Here is a 21,308-nt window from a genome sequence, read left to right as displayed (position 1 = left end):
GGGAAGTGGAAGACCATAACCGACGAGAACGAGAGGCACTGTATGGCCCGATGCGGGAAGAGGGCGTTTTTACCTGGGATTGGATGTATGGAGAGGAGTATGCGCTTTATGATATCCACCTGATCCCTTCCTCCTTTCGTGAGGAAATCAAGAAGGCAACCGAGCGGCTTGGGCAAATCTTTACAAAGGTCGTCCCGGTATTGCAGCGAGCAGAGGACTCCCTGTTGTTGGAACTAGGAGTGCCAAAGCAGGCATTGCAGGCAGTCAGGGTCGTCGTTTCCCAAACAGTGCCGACTGTGATAGGACGCTTTGATTTTGCCCAGACGACAGAAGGTTTGAAGATGCTTGAGTGCAACAGTGATACCCCTACAGGAATCGTCGAGGCTTTTTATGTGAACGGTCGTGCTTGTCGTCATTTCCTGCGTGAGGACCCGAATGAAGGGATGGAGCAGCAGTTGCGGTCAGCGTTCAGCAAGGTGATCGACGCGTATCAGGCACAGGGCTATGACACGGATTCTGTCTGGTTTAGCTCGCTCGACTGGCATGAGGAAGACAAGGGAACGACCGTGTACTTACTGAACCAATCGGGTCTTTCTGCCCGGTTTGCCGCTTTGGAGCATTTGCGTGTTTGGCAAGATCGTCTCTATGTAAAGGAGAATGAGGAGCTACTGCCAGTTGATGTGCTGTACCGTCTGCATGCTTTGGAAAAGCTGGCGGTAGAACAGGATGAAGATGGCTACCCGACTGGTGAGCATGTGCTTTCGTTGATTGCCCGCAAAAAGCTGGCCATTATTAATCCTCCTTCTGCGTTTCTCATTCAGACGAAGGCTTTGCAGGCGCTCATCTGGAACTTGCATGAGGCGAATGAATTTTTCACTGAAGAGGAACACGCGATCATCGAAGCTTACATGCTGCCGACTTATTTTGAAAATCGATTTGCAGGCAGGGAGGACTACGTCACGAAGCCGATTTTTGGACGGGAAGGTGGCGGTGTCATGCTGTTTGCATCAGATGGTACGCTGCAAGAGAAGGATCAGGAAGAGTTTTACTGGGAGCAGCCGATGGTTTATCAGAAACGGGTGGAGCTTCCAGAGATAACGGTTCAGACGATGAAGGGAGCTTATGCTGGACGGCTGCTCTGGGGGTCCTTTTGGATCGGCACTGAGGCATCAGCAATTGTAGCCCGTGTCGGGGGACCGATTACAAACAACCTGTCATATTATTTGCCGGTCGGCATAGACAAGTAGCGAAAGGAGAGGACAACTTACATGTTGGGACAATTGGATTACGTATTAAACTTTTTAGCGTATTTGGCAGTGACCATTCCGATATTGGCTGTGGGGATTTTTGTATTTACGATTACGACTCCTTACAAGGAGTTTGATCTGATCAAGCAGGGAGCACAGACTGATGATCCGAAGAAAATGGCAGCGGCAAAAGCAGCCTCGCACGATTTGGGAGGGAAAATCATCGGTTTGGCAATCGTCCTCGCTTCGGCTGTATACCACTCCGTTAACTTGTGGGATTTGGTCATCTGGGGTATTGTAGGAATGGTATTTCAAGTCATCATTTTTTATTTGTTCGAATGGGTCACACCATTTAAAGTCGTGTCTGAAATTCCGAACGGGAACGTATCCGTCGGTATTTTCGCTTCGCGGTTGAGTATTGCTGCGGGCTTGTTGATGGCTGCGCTGATCAGCTACTAAGCATGGAAAGAGGCGTTCACCTTCGAAGTCTGGTGCTCGTGTAGGTTCTCTACATTTGGCTCCTCCCGCTTCAGGTTCTCGCCTCTTTTTCGATGCGGAACAGATCATATTTTGAACAAGCACTTATGAGCACAGGGAGGAGTCTTTTTGTTCTGGCGCGTCATGTATGAGATTTTTATCATTATGCTCGTGATTACGTATGCGATCCTGTTGTTCGCAGACTTCTCTAATCATCCTCTGCTGACTGATGAATTGATGGACAAGGTAGACAATGGGCTGATCATCCTGCTGATTGCCGAGTATCTGTTCCGGCTATGGAGGGCGAAAGACAAGCGAAAATTCGTTTTTGCTAACTGGTTCGATCTGATCGCAATGATTCCATTGGACTCTTATTTGTATTTAGCCAGAATCATGCGCGTGCTTCGGCTGGTGCGCATCGTGCGTGCTTCGCCATTTTTACTGGGAATCATTCGATCAGGCCCGATGCGTCAAGTATTTGGTGTCGTCACGATCATTATGCTGTGGAGCTCGACTGCTATTTATTTGCTCGAATATGGTGTAAACGAGAATATCAAAAGCTTCTCTGATGCGTTGTGGTGGTCGATAGTGACAACCACGACAGTCGGCTACGGTGATATTTCGCCTGTGACGGCAGGTGGAAGGATCATGGCGACGATCTTGATGATAACGGGGATCGGGATGCTGGGAGCTTTGACGGCGAATTTTGCTACGCACTGGACAGAGACACATGAAAGCAAAAGCCAGGATGAGAAAGATCGCTTAACCGAAGAGATCAAAAAGCAGACGATCGCCAATATCCAACAGATCGAAAACTTGACCGAGCGCGAGTATGAGACACTCAAGGAAAGTATGGATTTGCTGTATCGTCGAACGAGGAAAAAGAGTGAGGAATAAGGGGAGAGCTGTCAGGCATTAGGCCTGGCAGCTTTTTTATGTGATTTTTTCGAGAGCGTAATGCTGTACAACAAATTCACGAAAGGTCTGTGCAGCAAGTGACAAGTAGTGCTTTTCATGCCAAACCAAATGAGGAGTCCATTGGCAAACAGGCTCCTCAATATGAAGGAGCGTAAGCGGTGGTAATTCCTTTTTGGCGGCAATTGGTAAAAATGCAACACCAAGGCCAGCTCGTACCAAGCCGCTGATGGCTGCAGGTTCGTCCCCTTCACATACGATATTGGGTCTAAAACCAGCCTCTCGACAGAAAGCATCGGTGATCTCACGGAAGCTATACCCCGGTTTTAGACTGATGAACGGATCATTTGCTACTTCGCTGAGGTGGATTCGATGGCGGCCTGCGAGACGATGCGCACTTGGCACTGCCAGTACGATTTCTTCCGTCAATAAGGATAGATTGCAGATTCCCGGCCGATCAATCGAGGAAGAAGTGAGGCAAAAGTCGATTTCCCCTTTTTCGAGCAGTTGAACCTTCAATTCCTCTGTCGTTGCTTGGGTGATGCGAAAGCTGATATGGGGATATAAGGATAGAAAAGGTGCTAGCAATTCAGATACCCGATTCAAGGTTGTCGTAGCCAACAAAACACTTCCACGTTCCAATCCAGCCAGGTCTGAAATTTCGCGTTTTCCATCGTCTAAGGCTCCAAGAGCTATATCCACCTTGTTCAGAAAAGCTTTTCCGAAAACATTCAGGCGGATTTGTCGCCCGACACGATCAAATAACGGTACCCCTAATTCTTCCTCTAAACGTGCGATGGTAACACTGAGAGCTGGTTGGGCTATGCGCAATTCCTGTGCTGCTCTTGTCATATGTTCCGTACGAGCAACTGTTTGAAAATACTTGAGTTGGAGCAATTCCATCTTTTGTTCCCACCTCGAATTGATATATCCAATGTTATTAATATGATAAATAAATATATATTTTTATTTATCAATGATCAACTTTATAATAAAAGCGTAAACGAAAACATTTTAAATGATTAAGTATAAAAATGAGGTGAATGACATCATGGACACCCAAAAATATTTAGACCACATTCAGGCTGAAAGAAAAGGAGAGCGGAATCTCGTCTATTTATCCCATCTCCAAAAACAGCATGCACTCAACGTTCACTTTGAGAATCTCGACATTCTCGCAAAAAAACCTCTATCTTTGCGTGAAGAAGACCTCTATCAAAAAATTGTCCATGCTAAAAAGGGTGGAGTGTGCTACGAGTTAAACGGAATATTTTATTTTCTGCTAAAAGAACTGGGATTTGCGCCTTATCTGATGGCAGGAACCGTCTATGTAGGAAATGGGGTCTGGGCTCTTGAAAACGCCCATTTGTTCAACATCGTACCGCTAGATAACGAGGAATACTTGGTGGATGTAGGCATGGGCGGTAATTCGCCACGACTCCCTGTTCCAATGAGTGGCGGTGAGGTTATTGATAGTGATGGAGTTTACCGCGTATACAAGGATGAGACCCAGTCCCTTTACTATTTGCAAAAGAAGACCGACGAGGAGTGGGAAAATCAATATCGATTTGATACACCTTCCCGTCAATGGAATTTAGAGAACATCCATCCAATCTGTGTTCTAACGGAAACATCTCCTGAATCCATGTTCAACAAGATGTATTTCCTTTCCAGAGTGACGGAAAATGGACGTATCACCTTGTTAGGAAATACGTTAATCATCGTTAACGGCAAAGAGAAAACAAAACAAAAACTGGAAGAACACGAGATTGAGGAAACGGCTCGTCGCTATTTTCAGATCGAGATTTGATAAAAAAATTTAGGAGGACTAATTTATGACCTTAGATCCACAAGCTAAAACGTATCTTACACGAGTGAATGATGTTACTTCCCTTCATGGAGAGCATGGGGAACCAAAAGCTGTATCGAAAGTAGAGGATTTTCAAATTCCTGTAAAGAACGGTGATATCAAGGTTCGAGTTTATACGCCAAATGAAAGAGATTCATTACCTGTTTTTGTTTATTTGCATGGTGGTGGATGGGTGGCAGGAGACATTAATGAAGTGGATACCTTATGCCGAAACATAGCACATGAAGCTGAGTGTATTGTTGTTTCAGTTGAGTATCGCAAAGCTTTTACTCATAAATTCCCGATTCCTCTAGAGGATTGTTATGAAGCTACCAAATGGGTAGCTGAAAATTGTTCCATGCTGAATGCAGATAAAACAAGAATAGCAATTGGTGGGGACAGCGCAGGCGGAAATCTTGCTGCTGGAGTTGCCACGATGGCACAAAAGTATAACAATCTCTCATTAGCGGCTCAGGTATTAGTTTATCCGAACCTTGATCTTACTTTGACTTTCGACAAGGCACAATCATACCGTGACAATGCCGAAGGTTATTTGCTTACGACTAAGGGAGTTTTCTGGGCAGCTCAAAACTATTTAGGTAACGAAATTAACAGATACAATATATTTGCTTCAGCTTTATTGAACAATGACTTGGAGAATTTACCACCGACACTTATTATTACAGCAGAATACGATCCTTTAAGAGACGATGGTGCGGAATATGCCAAGCGTCTGAGGGAAGCTGGAGTTCCTGTAGAATATAAGTGCTATGAGGGAATGATCCATGGATTCTTTTGGCTGGCTGGGATTATGGATAAAGGGGTTCAAGCACGTTCTCAGGTTTCGAATTTTTTAAAAGATGTATTTACAACAAAATAACAAACGCTGCAAGCAGCCGCACGAGATAGCGGTTGCTTTTTTATTATGTTCAAGTGGAATATTGATTTTGTTATTGACGGAGCAATCCATCCCAATTATAATTCCGAGTAAACATATATGAATTACAAAATAAGTTTGGATAAGGGGATTATCCGATGGCGAAAACAGCGGTTTTGGTAATTGCTCACGGTTCACCCGATCCTGACTGGTTGGCGTTGGTGGAATCAGCCGTTTGGCAGTGCCGCACTGATTTGCCAATTCGGGTAGCTTACTTGGGAGGAGTGGAAGGACGAAGCATCAGCGACGAGGTAAAACGTCTGGAAGCATCAGGAGCGACAACGATTGTCGTCGTCCCGCTATTCGCTACAGCAGGAAGTAATCATGTAGGGGAAATCCGCGCGATGCTTGGACTAGACCCATGGCCGCCAGGAGAGACTGACCTGATTCGCGTTCCGGTTCAGGCAAGAATTCTCTGGTGTCCGCCATTGGAGGATCACGGAAACGTCGAGCAGATCGTAGCAGAGCGAATCGCAGGTCTATCACGCTTGCCTAGTCAGGAGGCTTTGTTGCTCGTCGGGCACGGCAGTGACTTGCCTGGATGCCATGAGCGCTGGGAAAAGCTGCTCTTGCGCCTGACATTCCGCTTGCAAAACCGCTACCAATTTGCCGCTGCCGGATATGCGACACTGAGGCCCGATACCCTGTACGATCAAGCTTGTTCACTGGCACAAAAAGGGGATGTCCTCGTGCTTCCTCTGTTCGTCAGCCAGGGCTACTTCACGCGACAAGCAATCCCAAAACGGCTTGCGGGGTTGGCTTATCGCTATGAAGGCAGCGCGTACTTGCCCCACCCATTGATTGCAGACTGGATGAGCCAATCGATTCGAATGGCATTGGTAACTGACATCTTCACACAAAGGAGCATGTACGAGCATGGCAGAGAGAAAGCAGTGGAAGTGGGCTGCTGATCCATCCCTCAACAAAATGGAGTTTACGAAGCTGGAAAAAGACGGACTGGATGTCATCGAAACGATCGTAAACACCTATTCCAAAGAAGGCTTCGCATCGATTGAATCTTCTGATATGGATCGATTTAAGTGGGCAGGCGTTTATCAGCAGCGACCAAAGGACGGCCACTTCATGATGCGCGTTCGCATACCTGGAGGCATTTTGAGCAGTGAACAAGCTCGGGTGCTCGCCAAAATCGCGGAAATTTATGGACGTGATCTGGTGGATGTGACCACACGTCAGGCCGTGCAATTTCACTGGCTTACGGTAGAATCACTCGCTGACATTTTTGATCGGCTCGCATCAGCGGGGCTATCCTCTTTTGAAGCATGTGGAGACTGTCCACGGCAAATCATGGGGAACCCACTGGCAGGTATTGATCCGCATGAAGTGCTGGATACACGTCCCATCGTAGCGGAGTTAGAAAAATTCTTCTTGCTCAATCGTGACTTCTCCAATCTGCCACGCAAGTACAAAATATCAGTTTCTGCCAATATCCATAACGCCGCGCATGCGCAAATTAACGATCTGGCTTTCACTCCGGCCAAAAAAGTCATGGCTGGCGAGGAAGTAATCGGCTTTCATGTATGGGTAGGTGGAGGCTTGTCAGCGAAGCCATACTTGGCGAAGCAACTGGATGTGTTCGTGCGACCAGAAGAGGTCGTCAAAGTAACGGCAGGAGTTACGACTTTGTTCCGCGATTTCGGCTACCGTCAAAAACGTACGCATGCACGTCTTAAGTTCTTGGTCGCTGACTGGGGACCGGAAAAGTTCACGGAGCAATTACTGGAGCTGGTGGGCGAGCTTGAGCCGGGTGGTATCGATTTAACCTCGGGCTGGAATGGTGGATATTTTTACGGCATTCACGAGCAGCGCCAAGCAGGACTATACTACGCAGGCTTGTCTGTTCCCGTTGGGCGGATGAATGCAGGGGAGCTAAATGAACTTGCACGTCTGGCAGACGAATATGGCGATGGGACGATTGGCACCTGTAACACGCAAAATGTCCTGATTCGCAACATTCCCGAAGCGAAGGTCGCAGCTTTCCGCGAAGAGCCGATGATTGTGAACCGCTTCAAATGGCAGCCCAATACGTTTGTCGGGTATGCCGTATCATGCACAGGTACGGAATATTGCAATCTGGCTATCGTGGAGACCAAGGAGCGGATGCGTTCACTAGCTCAATATTTGGATGATACAGTCGTTCTCGAAACACCGCTGCGCATTCATATGATTGGTTGCCCGAATTCTTGTGGTCAGCGTCAAATTGCGGATATCGGCCTGCAAGGCGCATTGGTCAAGACATCGAACGGGATGGTAGAGGCGTTTGACATCTACGTTGGCGGGACACTGGAGGAGCCGCAATTCAACCGCAAGCTTAACGCGCGGATTACTGTGGATAGACTCGGTCCGTTCCTTGCCCAATTGGTCACATTGTACAAGGCGGATCGTCAGGAAGGCGAACCATACTGGCGCTACGTGGAGCGGGTAGGACTTTCCCATATCCAAGGACAGGTTGACGCCATTCTGCAACCAGCGTAATGCTCGTGCGGGTATAGCCTGGTCAGGGGGGACATGTCATGGGAGAGGAACAAGCAGAGAGCTACCTTTACAAGCTGGAAGCTGTGCTAGAGGAAGGGCGGTTACTGACAGTTGTGGTGATCGCAAAAACGGATGAGCGAGCCTTCTCTTCAGCCGAGAACAATCTCTTGCGACATACGATAACGCCACCTCGTATCAAGGAGCTGAGCCTGGTGGAAAAGAAGCCGCTCGGACGCCAAGGAGTCGGGTACGTAGTGGAAACCTCTACATTTACTTAAAACGGCCAAGACTCTTCCTGTGAAGGAACAAAGCAGCAAGGAGGACGAATTTGGAATGAACACAGGCAGAGTCGTCTTTGTCGGAGCAGGGCCTGGTGACCCCAAGCTACTGACGATTCGCGGCATGGAGTCACTTCGTCTTGCGGATGTGATTGTGTACGATCGCCTGGCAAGCCCGCAGCTTCTCTCGTACGCAAAAAAGGGAGCCACCCTCATCTATTGCGGGAAAGAGGCCGATCATCATACATTGCCGCAAGAAGAGATCAACCTCCTGCTCATCCGGGAAGCTCAAAAGGGGAAATGCGTCGTTCGACTGAAAGGCGGGGACCCGAGCATGTTCGGGCGGGTAGGAGAGGAAGCGCAGATGTGCCGCGATCATTCTATTCCGTTTGAGATCGTCCCAGGGATTACTTCCGGGATGGCCGCTCCGCTCTATGCGGGTATTCCGCTGACGCATCGTGACTACAATTCTTCCGTCGCTTTTGTCACTGGTCACTTGTGTGAAAAAAATGCGGGAAAGGAGCCGGACTGGGCAGCCCTCGCCTCGATGGAAACATTGGTCATCTACATGGGTGTGAAAAATCTGTCTCGCATCAGGGAGCGCCTTCTTGCACATGGAAAAGACGCCCATACGCCCGTTGCTCTCGTACGCTGGGGGACGGTGCGTGAACAGGAGACGTTGATCGGCAAGCTTGGGACGATAGATAAGGAAGTCGAGCAGGCTCGTTTTGCCGCACCCGCTATCATTATCGTGGGTGAGGTCGTACGTCTGCGGGAATCGCTGAACTGGTACGAATCGCGCCCTTTGTTCGGTCAACGAGTAGCTGTTGCAAGAAGAGCAAGCGAGGAAGGAAATAGCGAGCTCGTGATTGCCTTGGAGCAGTTGGGAGCCGAAGTCATGCCGATTCCTTTGATCGAACGCTGCACGTTTGACACACCATTGGCAGAGCTTGCTACTTATCGTTGGCTCGTCTTCGAGAATGAGCAGCAAGTATCCTTTTTTACTTCTGCCTTGCGACAACAGCGTTATGATGTACGGCGCTTGACGAGCAAGCTGGCTGTTTGTGGACAACGGGCTTTTGAGGCTTTTGAGAAACGGGGGATATATCCGGACTTGGTGCTGGATGAAAACACACCTCTGCTGGCATTCCCCGAGCTGCTTGCCTTGGAAAAGGAAGAGAAGGTGCTGTACGCAGGGGCAAGAAAGCCGCAAAGAATCATGTTGGACCACGGCAAGGTGATTCAAGTGATCCAAGCGGGTATGCTCGAATGGGAGCAGAGGCACCTCGATTCGAAAAAGGCAGAATTGTCATTTGACTGGCTAGCGACGGATGACGCCCATACGCTCTTTGCGCTGGCGCAATTCGCTGGCGATGCCTGGTCAAGGACACGGATCGTATGTGTCGGAAAGGAAGCAGCAGATGCGGCGAGAGAAATGGGCTGGCAATCCGTAAGCAGCCATACAAATGAGCTCATGGCGTGGCGCGAGCATGCCAAGCATGGGCAGACACTTGTCTTGTCGACGACTGCTTCGCAGAAAGGATCGTACGCTGAATGATCAAGGAGGGGGCACATGAGCCAGCTGAATTATGCGTCAGCTACAAAGGAACAACTTGCTTCCATCAATAATAGTCTCGCAAAGGGCGACACCATAGATGTAATCAAATGGGCCTATAAAACGTTTTCAGATGATTTGATTTATTCGTGTAGCTTTGGGGCCGAGGCCATGGTGCTGCTCGATATGATCAGCGATGTGAAAAAGGATGCCAAGGTCACTTTTTTGGATACCAATCTCCACTTTTCCGAGACGTATAGCTTGATTGAACAGGTGAGAGCGAGGTATCCCGCGCTGCGGATAACGGTCAAGCAGCCGGACATCACGCTGGCACAGCAGGCAGACCTCCATGGCGATGAATTGTGGAGCAGGCAGCCGGATATGTGCTGCCATATCCGCAAAGTGCAGCCGATGGAAAGTGTGCTGACCGGAGCGGTTGCCTGGATGTCAGGACTACGCAGAGAGCAGTCGGCCACGAGAGCGGATGTCGAGTTTGTTAATCGCGATGAAAAATTCCAGTCGCTAAAAATTTGCCCGCTCATTCATTGGAAGTCGGAGGAAGTATGGCAGTACATTCGGACATTTGAATTGCCGTACAACCCCCTTCACGACCAGAGCTATCCGAGCATCGGCTGCGCTCCTTGTACTCGTCCTGTAAAAGAGGGCGAAGATTCGAGAGCAGGGCGCTGGGCACAAGCGGGGAAAACGGAATGTGGCCTGCATCTCGCTAGGTAACGAAAAAGAGAAGAACAAACCAAGGATAGGAGGGGCTTTTAATATGAGTGGGAAACCTCACGGGGGAGAGCTGGTAAACCGATTTGATCCACAGGTAGACCTGTCGGTGACTACGCATGAGGTAGAGATAGATGCATTTGCACTCGCAGATCTGGAATTAATCGGGATTGGGGGCTACAGTCCGCTTGCGGGGTTTTTGAATCGGGCGGATTATATTTCTGTCGTAGAGCAGATGAGACTGGCAGATGGTACCGTTTGGAGCATTCCGATCACGCTTCCGGTCTCGACCACAGTCGCAGGAGCCTTGCAGATCGGAGACAAGGTACGGTTGAGCCATCAAGGTACGGTTTATGGCATTCTTGCGATCTCCGATATTTATTCACCCGACAAGGAGCGGGAAGCTCGGCTCGTTTATGGCACTGACGATACGAATCATCCCGGGGTGAAAAAGCTGCTGGAGCGTCCCGCCGTTTATTTGGCTGGCCCAATTACGTTGGTAAAGCGCACCGAAAAAGGTCGCTTTGCTAGCTATCACTTCGATCCGGCACAAACGAGAGAACGATTTGCCGAAAAGGGCTGGAAAACGATTGTCGGCTTTCAGACACGCAACCCAGTCCACCGCGCACATGAATACATCCAGAAGTCAGCTCTCGAAATCGTCGATGGTCTCTTTTTGAATCCTCTCGTGGGCGAAACGAAGGCAGATGACGTCCCTGCTGATGTGCGGATGAACAGTTATCAGGTATTGCTGGAAAAATACTATCCGGCTACCCGGGTAGAGTTGGCTGTGTTCCCGGCTGCCATGCGTTACGCAGGACCGAGGGAAGCGATTTTTCACGCATTGGTAAGGAAGAATTACGGCTGCACTCATTTTATTGTAGGCCGGGACCACGCAGGTGTTGGCAACTACTACGGGACTTACGATGCCCAGCATATTTTCCGCCAGTTCCAGCCAGAGGAGCTAGGGATTACGCCGTTATTTTTTGAGAACAGCTTTTATTGCAGGAGCTGCGAAAACATGGCTTCTACCAAAACGTGCCCGCATGATAGTGAGCACCATGTCGCGCTGTCCGGGACAAAGGTGAGGGAAATGCTTGCGCGCGGGGAGGCTCCGCCACCTCAATTTAGCCGTCCTGAGGTCGCGCAGGTACTGATCGAAGGGCTGCGACCAGTGTCCGTATAATCGGCTAGAAGAATGCGGTTATAGGAGAGGAGAGAGACGATGAGTAGAGAGGGCACCGCGAATATCGTATGGCATCAGACGACGGTAACCAAAGAAGACCGTCAGAAGCGTGCAGGCCACAAAAGCTGTGTCTTATGGTTTACGGGGCTGTCAGGTGCTGGCAAATCGACGTTGGCCAATGCAGTCGAACACGAACTGCATCAAAGAGGGCTAGCCAGTTACGTACTGGATGGTGACAATATACGTCACGGCTTAAACCGCGGATTGGGGTTTGGGGCTGAGGACAGACAAGAAAATATTCGCCGAATTGGCGAGGTCGCGAAGCTATTCGTAGATGCAGGTGTGATTACCTTGACGGCATTTATCTCTCCTTATCGGGAGGACCGGGAGCTTGCGCGTAATCTCGTAGAAGCGGGAGAATTCATCGAGGTATATGTAAAATGTTCATTGGATGAGTGTGAGCGCCGGGATGTGAAGGGATTGTACCAAAAAGCGAGAAGCGGAGAGATTGGTCAGTTTACGGGGATTTCGGCGCCGTATGAAGAGCCTCTTCAAGCGGAACTGGTCATTGAGAGCGACGAGCAGACGATTGAAGAATCTGTCCAGATTGTCCTTACATACCTGGAGGAGCACCAGATTCTCTAGTTTTATGGGTAGGTAAAAAAGCACGACGCGAGTGGCGCCGTGCTTTTTTCGTGAGGAAAAATATTACTTCGTAGTGGTCGTTGCTTCTTCAACTTCCAAATCCTCAGTCAATTCTTCCATCCATTTTTGTTGATCAACCATGCTCTCAGCGATTGGACGAACAAAGCCTTTGTCGCTAAAGCTGTTGATTGCTTTTTCATCTTTCACCAGCTGTTCTACTGTCAGACCAGCATCTTTTGCTGGTGCATTGAACTTGGTTGCTTTTCCGAAGTTGTATGCATATTGATCAGCAGCCAGACCAATTGTTACAGCTTGCTTCATTTCAGGAGCTTGGAAAGTTACGCTCAGATCGCTTGTTTGTTTCACAGGCATTTTGTTGCTGTCGATGTAGAAGTCGAGGTTCCAAGCGAGCTTGTGGAAGCCTTCTTTTTTCATTTCTTCTACGATTTTTTCAGGTGTGTATGTTTTACCTGTTTCATCCAGCCATTTTTTCGCTTCAGCCATGCTTTCGTTGATCATTGCTTCTGCATTTGCGCGCTTCTCAGCTTCTGTAGTTTTCTTGCCCAGTTCTGGGTACAGATCTTCTGTCATGGAAGTGGTCAGTACCATCATATCGATCGCAAAATCTTTTACTTCTTTGCTAGCTACTGCATCGTTAGCTGTGAAGAAGAACATTTTTACCAATTCTTTTGCGTCGATTTTTACAGTTACGTGAGTCGCTTCTACTTTTTCGCCGTTCGGCAATGTAACGGATTGTTTGCCATGGTTTTTCGCGTCTGCCAATGTATAGCCGTATTTACTTACATACTTTTTAACAAAGTTGAAAGTAAGGTCGTTCATTTTGTCTTGGTAGTCTTTCAGCTTTGCAGCGTTAGCAGCATCGGAGTCAACCCCAGCCATGAAAGGATTGGATGCGTTCGAATCGATTACCAGGTATTTGCTGTCCAGTGGAGACTTCACGTAGACTTTGTCTTCGTCAACGATCGTTTCAACAGATGCTTTTTTGTCACCTGTCCAGAGCTTGTTGTCGCGCAGGAGCTTGTCGTCTTTTACTTCTACTTCAAACTTCACAGTGTCCAGATCCAGCTGGGAGCCTTTTACTGTTACGCCTGCTTTCAAAGCGGACAACAACGCCTGTCCTTCTTTGTCGGCCGGTTCTCCGAAAGCTTCAGGCAATTTCTCAACGTCGCCTGTCAGCTTCAAGGAGCCTTCAAAATCATAGTTTGGCTTGTCAATTGTCGCTACGATAGAATCACGCACCAGGGATGCCTCGCCTGCACAACCGGTCAGCAGTACTGTACCTGCTACCAGAAGGGCGCTACCTTTTTTCCACATGATGTGTTCCTCCCCTATGTATATTATTTTTTATTCCCCCTTTGTTCTACGCGCAAATAGAGAAAAGGTTTCGCAAAAACGGAAAAAAATCACAATCCAGCTAATTCTGCCCCCTTTTCGTGGTAAGATGAAGGGGAAAAGATGGTTAGTGAAGAAAGGGCGTTGCAACATGTGGTCGTGGCTTCAAAAGCTGATGAACTTTTTTCAGGGAGAAAGAGAAGAAGAAATAGAGGAAGAAGGACGTCCAGCAGGTACCAGTAACCCAATAGGTAATCCCGCTCCCCGTCAGCCTCAGGCGAAAACAAAAAGTATATACCCAAAAGAACGGGTAAACAATCGAGATATAGAAGACAATGTGCGTCAAAGAAGAGACCGTCAATTTCGTTTTCCAGTTGTCCCGGATGACTATTTGGAGAAGAAGCGTAATCAAAGCGTAACTCCTGCCGAATCGAATGAACGCAGTCGCCAGCAGGCACCTCGTGAGCGATTCGAATCCAAGCGTGAAACGGTGCGGCCAGCAAATGAACGCGTGCTGGAAACAAAGTCAGAGCCTGTTTTCGAGAAAAAGAAACCTGAACTTGTCAAAAACAACATCGAGATACCGCAGCGTCCAAACCGTATGCCGCAGCAAAAAGAAGCGGAAAAAGTAACGAGGCCCGTTTTTTCTCCAGAAGAAAAGCGTGTTTACCAGCCGTCTGAAATTGTTTCCCCGGTTTATGGGAAGATAACTCCGGCGACGCGCGAGGCAGAGCATCGGATTCATACGACTGCGGGAATCATTTATCCGCGTCTGGAGCAAGAAGAACATTTGCAGCAAGTGAAGCAGTGGGAACAAGAAATGAGCGAGCGGTATTTTCCAGAGGAGCAAGAGACTGCTACTGTTGAGCAAAATGAACCGCAGCATGTTGTTGTTGAAGATGAATCTGTACATAACGAAAGAGAAGCGACTGCTTCGGATTCTGCTGTCGCAGAAGCACTAGATTCCGAACAAGAGGTAGCTGCTTCCGTACAAATGGATGAGACGGTAGTAGAAGAGCATGAGGAAGAACAGGCACAAACTGAAGAGATAGGACTTGCAGAACCATTGGCGAGCGTGAATGCCGGAGAAGAGGGATCGGAGTCTATTGGGCAACCAGAATCGGCAGACGACACTCTACCGATGGAAGAGCGGCTAGCCCATGAGGAAGCCGAGCATAGATTAATCACTACAAGCAGTGCGGTTGTGCAGGTGGAGAGCGAGAATGATGGCGATAACATACAGTCTCCTTCTGTTGGGGAGGAGAATCAAGCAGTCGAAACGGAGCTAGAGGGCGATGGCGTCGAAGAGCCTGCCTATGCAACTGCAATTAGCCGTTTGCTAGAGAGAGCAGAAGTTGATTCACCACAAGAGCTCAGTTCAGCAGGAGCGGGTTACGAAGAGACGCCAGAGCAAACAGAGCAATCAGAACCAACTGAGCATGAATCCATTGCTCAACCAGTTGTGGAACCGATTGTAGAACCAGTTGTAGAATCTGTTGCAGAAACCGTACCAGAAACCGTACATGTCCCTGTCTCTGCTTCATCCGCTGCACAGTCCGTGAACATGTCTCAGGCATCGATAACTAGGCAGCCTGCTGTTCAGGTAAAAGCCCCGTCCACTGAAGCTGACCAAGGAGCAGAGTCTGCACAGCCGCCATACGCCTTGCCGGATTTGGGACTGCTGAATCCGAGCCCGCCGGTCAGCGATGACGACGATGAGCATACCCAAATTCAAAAGCTGTTATTGGAAGAGACGCTTGCGAACTTCAATGTCAGCGCTCAGGTGGTAGGGATTGTCAAAGGCCCATCCGTGACACGCTTTGAATTGCAACCGGCTCCCGGGGTAAAAGTGAACAAGATTACGGGATTGATTGACGATATCAAGCTGAATTTGGCTGCAAAAGACATCCGCATCGAGGCACCGATTCCAGGACGCAATGCCATCGGAATCGAAGTCCCGAATATGTCCAGCCAGCCTGTATTAATCGAAAAGATTATCAGCTCAGACAAGTTTCAGGAGCATTCATCCCCGTTGGCGGTCGCACTCGGTATGGACATTGGCGGAGAGCCGATTATTGCGGATATTAAAAAGATGCCGCACGGTTTGATTGCCGGCTCGACAGGCTCGGGTAAAAGTGTCTGCATCAACTCTATCATCGTCAGTCTGCTTTACAAGGCGACTCCTGAGCAGGTGCGATTGCTCTTGATCGATCCGAAAATGGTAGAGCTCGCCCCTTACAATCATCTGCCGCATCTGGTTACGCCTGTCGTGACGGAGGCCAAGCAGGCAACAGCTTCTCTCAAGTGGGCTGTGGAAGAAATGGAGAAGCGCTATGCGCTATTCGTAGATGCGGGTGTTCGTGATATCGACCGTTACAATCAGACAACAGATGATCAGCTACCTTATATCGTGATCATCATTGATGAGTTGGCTGACCTGATGATGGTCTCGCCGCAGGATGTGGAGGATTGCATTATCCGGATCGCTCAGAAGGCACGTGCTTGTGGTATTCATTTGCTTCTGGCGACACAGCGCCCATCCGTGGATGTCATTACTGGAAACATCAAGGCAAACGTACCGACTCGTCTTGCTTTTGCCGTGTTCTCCCAAGTTGACTCGCGTACGATTCTCGATCAGTCTGGGGCAGAACGACTGTTGGGTAGAGGGGACATGCTATTCCTTGAGAGCGGCACGACTCCGGTTCGTCTGCAAGGGAACTTCGTTTCGGATGACGAGATTGAGCGAATTACGCACATGATTAAAAAGCAAAGAAAGCCTGCCTACATTTTCAGCAAAGAAGATTTGGAGCAGCAGGTTGCATCGTTTGACAGCGGAGATGATCCGTTGTATCTGGAAGCGCTCGTGTTCGTGGCTGATCAGGGACAAGCTTCTGCATCTGGATTGCAACGCCGTTTCCGCGTTGGATATAACCGTGCTGCCCGTCTCATCGAAATGATGGAGGCAGATGGGTACGTCGCAGGACAAAGCGGCGGTAAGGCTCGCGCCGTCCTTATTTCCAAGGAGGACGCACAAGCCGTAGTGGAGGGGTCGACACTCCTGTAAAAAACGAGGGTCTTGCATAGAGCAAGGCCCTTTCTACACGGACGAGTTGCCTAAATATTCAGTAAGGTAGTATGCTATAGGAATAGATGTGAGAGGGAAAGGAACGATGACGATGAATCCGCTGGCGAAAAAGTATCAGGAGATTGACGACAAAATTGTCTTGTTCAATGAAGAGTATTATTTGAGCGTGGAAAAAATCGACATTACCGCAATGACGCTGGAAAAAAGGGAAGCGCTCTTTAACCAGCTGTACGATTTCGACAGTTCGGATATGGAACTGGAGATCGATGTCTCCGAGGAAGAAAAGGGCGTTTGGTACCTGCAATTGCTCGTACCGCATGTATTGACACTGCCTGAGGCTGCCAAAAGACGCATCGAAAATGGAACCAATCAACTCACCCAGCATTTGAGTGAACAGGCAGATGAGCTTGTGAGAACACAATTGCTTGGGGAAGAAATTTATACCTATGTGAAACGGTACAATCCGGATTTGGAGCGTATTGCCTAATAACAAACATCCATCTATCCCACAACGAGGGGCAAGATGGATGTTTTTCATTCCCCTTAGCTTTTGGCCGTTTTGGTCGCTAGCCAGGTGCAGGCAGTCTTATTTGTCGTAGTCGCAATCCATTCGCATGGTTGATTGTTTACAGGAGTGATCAAGCGTAGTGTATCGCCTTTGAGACCGCCGTATTTGACGGAGGCACTGGGAGCTGCTGCGACATACACCACACGTTCGTTGATCGAAACAGTTGGGATAAAGGAAGAGTTTTCGGATTTGTAGCCGCTAGTGAGGGAAACAGGAACAGGGAGGTTTTTCATGGAGAGGGTTATTTTATCCGAAGACTTGTGATAAAACATTTTTCCAGTAACCTGGCTGAAGTCGCCTCCATCCACGGTGACTACCAATGGGTACGTTCCGGTGCCGTAGAGCATGATCGCATGATCAGAACCGGAATAACGGTTGTTTATGAGGGAGACATTTCCGCAGCGGTTCAACGAAATGTTTTGGATCAGCCGAGGGTCAAACGAACAGTTTCTCACGGTAACTTGTCTCTCGGCGAGCACATCCCATGGCTCCAAGCTCAAGGCGTAGCCGCCGATGGAAGTCGCCGTATCATTGGCCTCGAAGCTACAGCCATCAAATACAAGACCTACATCCGAGTAATCCACGGTCAGACCGGTACCAACCGTCTTTGTACCTCCTTGTGCGGTCGTATGCAATACCCAGCGACAGTTGCTGAAGGTCATGTTTTTCATAAAGTTCACCCGATTTTTCTGATCAGGTGCCGTATAGAAAACCGAGGAGCTGATACAGCCTGTCATGCCAGTGAGACTGAAGCTGGCGAGCGAAACGAGCTGACTACCTTGCACGACCATCGGGGAGGACAGATCTCCCTCCAAGTCGAGCTGTTGACGGCAAGAGATATTGCTCAGGTTTACGAGCATGGGTGTGGCTCCATCGTAACCTTTATTGAGCTCGACCTCAAAACGATCACACGCTACATTCGCTGCATTTAGACGTTCCAGGCCACCTGTGACTGTAATATCTGAGCGTGTTCTCTTGCGGTTATCGCTATAAAAATCGGTAACTTGCACAGTGCGGACATAGCAGTTCGTTTCCCCGGCAAAGTAAAAATGGTCGGCGACTCCATCCGTACACCATACTTGTCGTAACGCTACGTAATTGATATAGCTGCTAGGACCGGCACCACGAATGTAGAAGTCGGCGCTATGCTCGTAATCGTAAGGATCGGGAGGCAGCGGGTTTGCCCGGGCATTGGAATCAATCTTTAGATTGTTGACTACAAAGGAATCAGCATCACCACCCGTGGACGTAATCGAGAACAGCCAGCGCCAATCTGCTGCTGTTGAATTGGCTTTCCTTTTTAACACGGAAAAAGGACCGATTCCCTGCATCACTAGGCTTTTTCCTGCCCCTAGGATGACCTCCAGGTTGTTTGGTTCAATGACATAGGTGCCAGCCGGGAAAAATAATGGAATTTGCAGGTTTAGAGCAGCAGTCAAGCCAGCCTGGATTGCTTGGGTATCGTCGGTCACTCCATCCCCCTTTGCTCCGTACGTTTTTACATCAATCCACATAAAAGCATTCTCCTCCAAGAAATGGGTAGACAAGATTGTCTTCTTTTCATTTCATTCAACCATTTCTCAAATGTTGACAACCATTTAGTAAAAAGGGCATGGACTACGCAAAAATGTGTTCCATAAACTTTGGGCAACCACTGGCATATTTGTCCTAGAACCTCCGTATGAATAAGCAAAGAGGTGGATAGTATGTCGATTTTGGTGACAGGATCAGCTGGTTTTATCGGTTTTCATGTTACACGACGGCTTTTGGAACAAGGACAGACGGTGTGGGGGGTAGATAATTGCAATGAGTATTACGACCCGGTCTTGAAGAGCAAACGACTGGAAATCCTCCAAGCGTATCCAACCTTTCGTTTTATCAAAGCGGATATTGCAGATCAGAGCAAAATGGACGAGTTGTTCCGAGAAATGAAGCCGGAGATTGTCATTCACTTGGCCGCTCAAGCGGGTGTCAGGTACAGTCTGGAAAATCCTCATGCCTATACGACTTCCAATATCACCGGGTTTCTACACATTTTGGAAGGGTGCCGACGGTCGAGAGTCAAGCATTTGCTCTACGCATCCTCAAGCTCCGTCTACGGAGGGAATACCAAGCTACCATTTGCGGAGTACGATCCCGTAGATGAGCCGGTCAGCTTGTACGCAGCAACGAAAAAAGCCAATGAACTGATGGCCTATACCTATAGTCATTTATACGGCTTGCCTGCAACGGGACTTCGCTTCTTTACGGTATATGGGCCTTGGGGCCGACCCGATATGGCGCTCTATACGTTTACCAAGGCGATTTTGTCGGGAGAGCCTGTCCGCATTTTCAACTACGGCAACATGACAAGGGACTTTACGTATGTGGACGATATCGTCGAAGGGATGCTGCGACTGATGAATCGAATTCCCCAAAGGGAGGGGGACAAGGCGCCGCATGAGGTGTTCAACATCGGGAATCACCAGCCGATCGATTTACTTACGTTTCTCTCGATTCTGGAAGAGAAGCTGGGTAAAAAGGCTATTCGCGACTATTTGCCCATCCAGCCGGGGGATGTTCCTGCTACCTATGCGTCAGTGGAAGCTCTGTTTGAGGCGACAGGCTTTCGGCCGAAAACACCAGTCGATGTGGGGATAGCTCGCTTTGTAGACTGGTACGTCAGCTATTATGGTGTCGCTCATGCGTAATAAAGTGGGAGTAGTAGGTCTTGGGTATGTAGGACTGCCTGTCGCGATTGCTTTTGGGCAAGTGCTTCCAGTAGTTGGTTTTGACATAGACGAAAGTCGCATACGCAGTCTGGAGGGCGGAATGGATGAAACGGGAGAGATGTCGACGGATGAGCTAAAGCGAGCCAACATCACGTATACAGATGACCCCGCAAGTCTCGCAGCGTGCGATTTTATCATCATCACGGTACCCACTCCTGTCGATTCTGCGAAACGGCCCGATATGCGGGCACTCATTCTCGCTTCTGAAAGCGTTGGGCAACATCTCGCTTCAGGAACCATCGTCGTCTATGAATCGACAGTCTATCCAGGGGCAACAGAAGAGATTTGTATTCCTGTATTGGAACAAGCGTCTGGAAAGCTGGCGGGGACTGATTTTTTCGTCGGCTACTCACCTGAACGAATTAATCCGGGGGATCAGGAACGGAGATTGTCCCAGATCGTCAAGGTCGTTTCAGGGCAAGATCGCCAGACATGTGAAACGATTGCCGAGATGTACGGGTTGATAGTAGAGGCAGGTATTCACAAAGCTCCCTCGATTCAGGTGGCAGAGGCAGCCAAGGTGATTGAGAACACGCAACGCGACATCAATATCGCCTTGATCAATGAGCTTTCGATTATTTTTGACCGCTTGGGCATTTCTACGGCAGATGTGCTCGAGGCCGCTCGAACAAAATGGAACTTCCTTCCGTTCTCTCCAGGACTCGTCGGTGGTCATTGCATTGGCGTCGATCCGTACTATTTGACATACAAGGCGGAGAGTGTTGGTTATCATCCGCAGGTCATACTGGCTGGACGACGGATCAATGACGGTATGGGCAAGTTCGTCGCGACCTCACTCGTGAAGCAAATGATCTGGCAAAATATTGCGATTCAAGGCTCGCGAATTACGATCATGGGCATCACCTTTAAAGAAAACGTGTCGGACATTCGCAATAGTCGGGTCATCGACATTATTCAGGAACTGAAGGAGTTCGGGGTAGAGGTCCAAGTGACAGATGAATTGGCTTGTCCAGAGCGAACGAGAGAGGAATACGGGATTCAATTGCGAGAGTGGGAAGACCTGCAGCCTGCCCACGGAATCGTATTGGCCGTCCCTCATGAGCAATATCTGCACCTGGGATGGGAGGAGCTTGCAGGGCTCTTGTATCAGGGGCAAGGTGTCATCGCAGACGTGAAAAGCGTGCTAAACCGCGAAACATGCCCGGCAGAAATTAGTCTGTGGCGTTTATGATGACCATTCTTTGAATAACGATCAC

The 21,308-nt window shown here is 48.9% G+C and carries 19 protein-coding genes; 16 read left to right on the top strand and 3 right to left on the bottom strand.

The genetic code is table 11. The features are described 5' to 3' along the window. Positions 1–5: 5 nt before the first annotated feature. The 3 genes from AB432_RS21995 (at position 6) to AB432_RS21985 (ending at position 2,621) form a co-directional block, all read left to right on the top strand. Positions 6–1,247, top strand: a complete 1,242-nt coding sequence (locus AB432_RS21995) for a glutathionylspermidine synthase family protein (protein ID WP_048034090.1) — start codon at positions 6–8, stop codon at positions 1,245–1,247. A 21-nt stretch (positions 1,248–1,268) separates the two neighbouring features. Next, positions 1,269–1,706 (top strand): DUF350 domain-containing protein, encoded by a 438-nt coding sequence (locus tag AB432_RS21990; RefSeq protein WP_048034089.1) that lies wholly within the window; start codon positions 1,269–1,271, stop codon positions 1,704–1,706. Between the two features lie 147 nt (positions 1,707–1,853). Next, complete coding sequence (locus AB432_RS21985) at positions 1,854–2,621, top strand: potassium channel family protein (RefSeq protein WP_048034088.1); 768 nt, start codon at positions 1,854–1,856, stop codon at positions 2,619–2,621. Between the two features lie 36 nt (positions 2,622–2,657). Here AB432_RS21985 and AB432_RS21980 read toward each other — a convergent pair whose 3' ends face one another. Next, complete coding sequence (locus AB432_RS21980) at positions 2,658–3,542, bottom strand: LysR family transcriptional regulator (protein ID WP_048034087.1); 885 nt, start codon at positions 3,540–3,542, stop codon at positions 2,658–2,660. A gap of 148 nt (positions 3,543–3,690) precedes the next feature. On the opposite strand from AB432_RS21980, the gene AB432_RS21975 reads away from it, so the two are divergent. The 9 genes from AB432_RS21975 to cysC all read left to right on the top strand — a co-directional run bounded on the left by AB432_RS21975 (position 3,691) and on the right by cysC (position 12,314). Continuing rightward, positions 3,691–4,449, top strand: coding sequence for an arylamine N-acetyltransferase family protein (locus tag AB432_RS21975; protein WP_048034086.1), 759 nt, complete (start codon positions 3,691–3,693; stop codon positions 4,447–4,449). 25 nt (positions 4,450–4,474) lie between these two features. After that, positions 4,475–5,368, top strand: coding sequence for an alpha/beta hydrolase (locus tag AB432_RS21970; protein ID WP_048034085.1), 894 nt, complete (start codon positions 4,475–4,477; stop codon positions 5,366–5,368). A gap of 155 nt (positions 5,369–5,523) precedes the next feature. After that, positions 5,524–6,336 (top strand): sirohydrochlorin chelatase, encoded by an 813-nt coding sequence (locus AB432_RS21965; protein WP_048034084.1) that lies wholly within the window; start codon positions 5,524–5,526, stop codon positions 6,334–6,336. Next, positions 6,302–7,918 carry a nitrite/sulfite reductase gene (locus tag AB432_RS21960; protein WP_048034083.1) on the top strand — a complete coding sequence of 539 codons (1,617 nt, stop codon included), beginning with the start codon at positions 6,302–6,304 and terminating at the stop codon, positions 7,916–7,918. Before AB432_RS21965 ends, AB432_RS21960 begins: the two co-directional genes overlap by 35 nt. A gap of 38 nt (positions 7,919–7,956) precedes the next feature. Next, positions 7,957–8,196, top strand: coding sequence for a DUF3906 family protein (locus AB432_RS21955; protein WP_048034082.1), 240 nt, complete (start codon positions 7,957–7,959; stop codon positions 8,194–8,196). Between the two features lie 55 nt (positions 8,197–8,251). Then, entirely contained in the window at positions 8,252–9,754 is a 1,503-nt protein-coding gene (cobA, locus tag AB432_RS21950) for a uroporphyrinogen-III C-methyltransferase (RefSeq protein WP_048034081.1), read from the top strand. Between the two features lie 15 nt (positions 9,755–9,769). Next, positions 9,770–10,486: a phosphoadenylyl-sulfate reductase gene (locus AB432_RS21945; RefSeq protein WP_048034080.1), complete on the top strand. Its 717-nt coding sequence runs from the start codon at positions 9,770–9,772 to the stop codon at positions 10,484–10,486. Between the two features lie 43 nt (positions 10,487–10,529). Continuing rightward, positions 10,530–11,669 carry a sulfate adenylyltransferase gene (sat, locus tag AB432_RS21940; protein ID WP_048034079.1) on the top strand — a complete coding sequence of 380 codons (1,140 nt, stop codon included), beginning with the start codon at positions 10,530–10,532 and terminating at the stop codon, positions 11,667–11,669. Positions 11,670–11,708: 39 nt separating this feature from the next. Beyond that, positions 11,709–12,314 (top strand): adenylyl-sulfate kinase, encoded by a 606-nt coding sequence (gene cysC, locus AB432_RS21935; protein WP_048034078.1) that lies wholly within the window; start codon positions 11,709–11,711, stop codon positions 12,312–12,314. A 63-nt stretch (positions 12,315–12,377) separates the two neighbouring features. On the opposite strand, the gene AB432_RS21930 is transcribed toward cysC, so the two are convergent. Further along, positions 12,378–13,649, bottom strand: a complete 1,272-nt coding sequence (locus AB432_RS21930; RefSeq protein WP_048034077.1) for a hypothetical protein — start codon at positions 13,647–13,649, stop codon at positions 12,378–12,380. A gap of 127 nt (positions 13,650–13,776) precedes the next feature. Between AB432_RS21930 and AB432_RS21925 the strand changes: the two genes are divergently transcribed. After that, positions 13,777–16,731, top strand: coding sequence for a DNA translocase FtsK (locus AB432_RS21925; protein WP_419178449.1), 2,955 nt, complete (start codon positions 13,777–13,779; stop codon positions 16,729–16,731). 112 nt (positions 16,732–16,843) lie between these two features. Then, a complete protein-coding gene (locus tag AB432_RS21920) occupies positions 16,844–17,239 on the top strand; it encodes a hypothetical protein (RefSeq protein ID WP_048035913.1) in 396 nt (131 codons plus the stop codon). A 56-nt stretch (positions 17,240–17,295) separates the two neighbouring features. On the opposite strand, the gene AB432_RS21915 is transcribed toward AB432_RS21920, so the two are convergent. After that, positions 17,296–18,834, bottom strand: coding sequence for a glycosyl hydrolase family 28-related protein (locus AB432_RS21915; RefSeq protein ID WP_048034076.1), 1,539 nt, complete (start codon positions 18,832–18,834; stop codon positions 17,296–17,298). A 192-nt stretch (positions 18,835–19,026) separates the two neighbouring features. Here AB432_RS21915 and AB432_RS21910 point away from each other — a divergent pair, with 192 nt between their 5' ends. Together AB432_RS21910 and AB432_RS21905 are read left to right on the top strand one after the other, a co-directional pair. Further along, on the top strand, positions 19,027–20,010 hold the full coding sequence (locus tag AB432_RS21910; RefSeq protein WP_048034075.1) for an NAD-dependent epimerase: 984 nt from the start codon (positions 19,027–19,029) through the stop codon (positions 20,008–20,010). Further along, positions 20,003–21,283, top strand: coding sequence for a nucleotide sugar dehydrogenase (locus AB432_RS21905; protein WP_235617523.1), 1,281 nt, complete (start codon positions 20,003–20,005; stop codon positions 21,281–21,283). Before AB432_RS21910 ends, AB432_RS21905 begins: the two co-directional genes overlap by 8 nt. Positions 21,284–21,308 lie beyond the last annotated feature (25 nt).

The sequence above is a fragment of the Brevibacillus brevis genome, from assembly GCF_001039275.2.
In the GTDB taxonomy this organism is placed as follows: Bacteria; Bacillota; Bacilli; order Brevibacillales; family Brevibacillaceae; genus Brevibacillus; species Brevibacillus brevis_C.
This window is presented reverse-complemented; position numbering and strand designations above follow the sequence as displayed.